Raw genomic sequence first — 707 nt, 5'->3', positions numbered from 1 at the left:
CCATCAGTGTCTGGCGCCCGGGCGAAGGGCCACTGCCCCCCAAAAGGTGGAGCGGCAAAGGGCGGCCGCCCAAGCCGGTGCAACGAAGCAAAGATCACAAACCACCTTCCGCCAGGGCGCTTGCAGAAGGTCTGCCAGCCGATGCGTGGAAGAGCGTCACATGGCGCGAGGGGAGCAATGTCGATCTGACGTCACGCTTTGCCGCCATGCGCCTTCGTGTTGCCTCCAGAGACCATAACCTCACCCAACCGCGAGCCGGAGAATGGCTTCTTGCCGAAAGGCCTGAAGGCGATGAGAAGCCGCTCAAACAAACGATGGCATTACAGGATCTCGTCGCCGCGACGAAGATGAGGTGGCGGATCGAGCGAGATTATCGCGAGCTGAAACAGGAGTCGGGTCTGGGTCATTCCGAAGGCAGAGGTCGGCGAGGATTTCACCATCAGGCCAGTCTGTGCATAGCCGTCTATGGATTCCTTCTCTCCGAACGCGGGACGTTTCCTCCCTCGGGATTTGCCACCACCGGGAACTGCGAAAAACCTCCCTGTTCCCGCGGTTCTCAACCCGAAAAAGCCGCCAATACGGCCCGGACGGCACAGCTCAAACCCGATCGCAACGCTGCGTAGAATACTGACTGTCACGCTGGCACGCAGATAGATGCGATGTCCATGCGGCACCCAGATTAACCCATCTCTTGTGACGCTGTAAGA

General features: G+C 59.5%; 1 protein-coding gene and 1 pseudogene. One reads left to right on the top strand and one right to left on the bottom strand.

Features of this window, described 5'->3' with window-relative positions:
* Positions 1-2: 2 nt before the first annotated feature.
* Positions 3-167 (top strand): annotated as a pseudogene (locus tag IT41_RS22145) (transposase); the annotation flags it as partial.
* A gap of 153 nt (positions 168-320) precedes the next feature.
* On the opposite strand, the gene IT41_RS22140 reads toward IT41_RS22145, so the two are convergent.
* Positions 321-707, bottom strand: a 387-nt coding sequence (locus IT41_RS22140) for a hypothetical protein (protein WP_414811564.1), incomplete at its 5' end; no start/stop codon positions are given.

This window comes from Paracoccus halophilus, from assembly GCF_000763905.1.
GTDB classification, from domain to species: Bacteria; Pseudomonadota; Alphaproteobacteria; order Rhodobacterales; family Rhodobacteraceae; genus Paracoccus; species Paracoccus halophilus.
This window is presented reverse-complemented; position numbering and strand designations above follow the sequence as displayed.